We start from the raw sequence: 4,052 nt of genomic DNA on the forward strand, positions 1-4,052 counted from the left end.
ACACCAGGAGTGAAAATTGCATTAGACCTGTTCGAAGTTGAGGCAACTTCGGACACCAGGTGTGAAAATTACCTTAGGCCTGTCCGAAGCCGAGGTAACTTGGGACACAAGATGGCAAAATTCCTTTACTCCTGTCCGAAGTCAGGAAACCTTCTTACAAAAAATGTTTTCCGACACGCTGTAAAAAATACTCGGTTTCCAAGCACCTATTATGCTAATTTACTTGCTATTTTTCGTACAAGAGTAAGGTTAATCAGGTTGATAGTTCAGTTATTCATTTTAATCTTCCACTTCATAACTGAACTACGAACAGATATTTTCGAATTATTCGAAATAATCAATTGACAATCTATCATATACAACATATACTAAGAGTAGTCAAAATATTATTAATACTTCCACTTCCTGAATAACACCCTTTCAGATCCGTGGATAGATTATAATACTTGGAAACAGGAAATATAAATAACCATTAACTGCTAATTCATTGTGACTCTATTAACCATAGAGCTGTGAAGTGAATATAAGCCAGTTGTACATTGAGTCCCACTTTTTTTGGGTACTTTGTGCAACTGGCTTTTTATATTCCTTGACTTCCATATTTTAACTATCTTACACAAAACAGGAGGAATAAAAAATGGTAATCACAGAAAAACAAAGAGGGAAATATGAAACAAAAACAAACTTGTATGAAGTGAAAGTTCATCCGCAAACAGACCGATTATACCACATTCAACTTTCAAAAAAGGCCATTCAAGGGTTTTTGGATACCGTCAAAGCAGAGAATTATTCTGTCCAGCATTTAGAATATACACCCTATTCTCGTCTTATTGTCTCTTCTATTCTATTAGATCATGTTGGAGAAGAATTCGGCGAGTTACTTCGAAACATCGTTCATGACCGTGAATCTGGCGGATTTACGATTGGTTTGGATGGTGTTACCGAGGATACAGAGGAATACGTTATTTTCTCTACTGCTATTTCTTATTTGTTAGGTTCATCAAACTTTGATTCAATGTCTGGAAAATATTATGCACGCTTTTCTGTCAAGCATACTGATAACAGTGACTCCTATCTCCGTCAAGCCTATCGCTTATTTACACTTCATACGGATGGAACATTTGTTGATGAGCCGACAGATTGGCTGTTAATGATGAAAATGGTAGAAGAAAATGCACGCGGTGGTGAATCTCGATTATTACACCTTGATGATTGGAAAGACCTTGATAAGTTTTCAACTCATCCACTGGCAAGCCATAAGTTTACGTACAAAGCACCATCTAGTAAAAATATAGATCAGGAAATTCAGCGCTTAACCTTCTTCAACTACAATAATAAGCCTGGTGTATGCTTCATCGACCAATTTGTCTATCCTGAAACCATTGAAGAAGCTAAATACCTTCGTGACCTTTCACATTCAATGGAAACCGATGAAAGTGTTACAGAACTCAAACTTCCAGTCGGAGATTTAGTAGTTGTTAACAATATATTCTGGTTACATGGGCGTGCAGCCTTTGAGGTAAATCCTAACTTGAACCGTGAATTACTGCGTCAGCGAGGACGTTTTAATCAGTAAAAAGTTCCAAGTGACAGGCACCGCCAGAATTTGGTCAAAAGGCCAATTATCTTTTTCTGGGAGTGATTATTTAGTGACACCGTTTAAACATTTATTTAGTCCAGTTAAAATTGGCCATACAGAATTGAAAAATAGGATTCTAAGTACTGCACATCAAACCAATCATGTTAAGAATGGAATCCCTACCTTGGATATGACTGCCTATCATGTAGAACGTGCAAAGGGTGGTGCCGGATTACTTATACTAGAAGCCGCCTCAGCACATCCATCTGGGATGCTGACAACCAAAACAATTGCTGGATATGACAAAAAGATTGTCCCTGCTTACCGGGAGCTTGCCAATGAAGTGCATAAATATGGAACGAAAGTATTTTCCCAATTATTCCATGGCGGCAGGGAAGTCGTTTCAAGTGAGTACCGGAATGCGGCCTGGGCACCGTCAGCGGTTCCAAGCCTTAGGTTCAGTACGATGCCCAAACCGATGAGTATGGAGGAAATTAAAGATGTAATTGAAGGATTTGCCCTTTCAGCTAAATGGGCGAAGGAAGGCGGGCTGGATGGTGTAGAAATCTGCTGCTCACACGGATACTTGCCTGCACAGTTTTGGTCGGAAGAGACCAATCTTCGCACCGATGAATATGGGGGATCGTTTGAAAACAGAATGCGGTTTATTGTCGAAGTGATGGAGCGAGTCTGGCAGGAAGTTGGGGAGGACTTTACGGTTGGACTCCGTATGAGTGCAGATGAAATGACCATGGATGGAACAACTGTAAAAGATGCCGTACAAATTGTTGAATATTTGGTCGAAAGAGTAAGAGTGGATTTTATTGATGTCACCTCCGGGGATTCCAGTACATTTGCCGGATCCACCCATATTGTACCGCCATCTCCAATGAAGCATGGATATAACACACCCTATTCTTTCAAAATTAGAATGGCTGGTGCTGTACCGGTTTTCGTCGGCTCGCGTATTGTAGACCCGTCAGAAGGGGAGAAGATTGTGGCAACAGGAAAAGCAGATGTTGTCGGCATGACCCGTGCATTAATTGTAGATCCTTACATGCCTAATAAAGCAAAGTCTGGCAATCTTCAACAAATTGATGCCTGTTTAGGCTGCTTACAGGCTTGTATCGGGCATTATCACAATGGTTTAACCATCGGTTGTGTTCAAAATCCCTCAGCAGGCAGAGAAAATGAAGTGCAAGCTCTTAAGGAAAGCCATAGAGACAAGAAGAAAGTTCTTGTGATCGGTGCTGGACCAGCAGGCATGCAAGCAGCGGCTACATTAGATGAACTTGGCCATAACGTTACTCTTGCAGATAAAGGTGACAAAATCGGCGGATTATTGCATACATTAAAAAAGATGCCCATGAGACATGAGCTTGCTGAATCGATGCTTGATAATTATATGCGAAAAATAACTACTAGTAACGTGAAAGTTACACTTGGAGTGGCTGTACAACCAGAAGATATTAACAAAATTTCACCGGATGCTATTATCTGTGCCACAGGTTCAAGGCCGTATATCCCTGATATTCCAGGGATTCATGATCACCGTGTCATGACGGTGGAAGAGGTGTTTCAGCATCCGCATAACAATATTGGAAAAAGTGTTTTGGTATTTGATTTTGCCGGTGATTGGCCAGCCATAGAAGCGGCGATTGATTTGGCGGAAAAGGGGCATATCGTCTCGCTTATTACGGCAAGGCTGCATGTGGGTGAAGGCGTGCCTCAATACTTACGAAATGAATATTTAAAAAAGCTTTATCAACTAAACGTAAAAATAATGCCTCACTATGATTTAGGAGAGATTAAAGGGGATTCTGTTATCATTAGAAATCTATTTTCATATGAAAAAGAGACAATGGAAAATTGGGATTCTATTATTCTTTCGCACGGTCGTGTACCAAATAGTGAACTATATGAACAAGTAAAGAAATTAGCACCTGAAGTGTGGCAAATCGGTGATTGCCTGGCGCCGAGAACAATAGAAGAGGCAACTTTTGAGGGGATGTCTATAAGTTTGCGTTTAGGAGTCCAAGACAATGGAAATCTTTCCGTTTCTACTAGTAAAGGGCTTCTAACGAAACAATAGTGTAAACTTCAAGGCTTTTTCAAATGGATCTTTTAAAGACAGATGTTGATTTTGCTCACTGAAATCCTTATGTAGCACTAAACTAAAAGAGTAATATTCTGATTAGTTGTTTATCATGCTGATGAAGGACAAATCTCATTGGGACCTCTCCAGATTAGTCTTTCATCATGCCTATGAAGGACAAATCTCACTGGGAACTCTCCAGATTATTCTTTCATCATGCTTATGAAGGACAAATCTCACTGGAAACTCACCAGATTAGTCTTTCATCATGTCCATGAAGGACAAATCTCACTGGGAACTCTCCAGATTTGTCTTTCATCATGTCCATGAAGGACAAATCTCACTGGGAACTCACCAGATTAGTCTTTCATCATGCCT

Annotated in this window: 2 protein-coding genes; both read left to right on the forward strand. The window is 40.1% G+C overall.

Annotated features, from left to right (window positions below; all coding sequences use genetic code 11):
- The first annotated feature begins 637 nt into the window (after window positions 1-637).
- A complete protein-coding gene (gene glaH, locus BANA01_RS28695; protein ID WP_063255656.1) occupies window positions 638-1,576 on the forward strand; it encodes a glutarate dioxygenase GlaH in 939 nt (312 codons plus the stop codon).
- 73 nt (window positions 1,577-1,649) lie between these two features.
- Window positions 1,650-3,671, forward strand: coding sequence for an oxidoreductase (locus tag BANA01_RS28700; protein ID WP_063255657.1), 2,022 nt, complete (start codon window positions 1,650-1,652; stop codon window positions 3,669-3,671).
- Window positions 3,672-4,052 lie beyond the last annotated feature (381 nt).

Source organism: Neobacillus niacini NBRC 15566, from assembly GCF_001591505.1.
In the GTDB taxonomy this organism is placed as follows: Bacteria; Bacillota; Bacilli; order Bacillales; family Cytobacillaceae; genus Neobacillus; species Neobacillus niacini.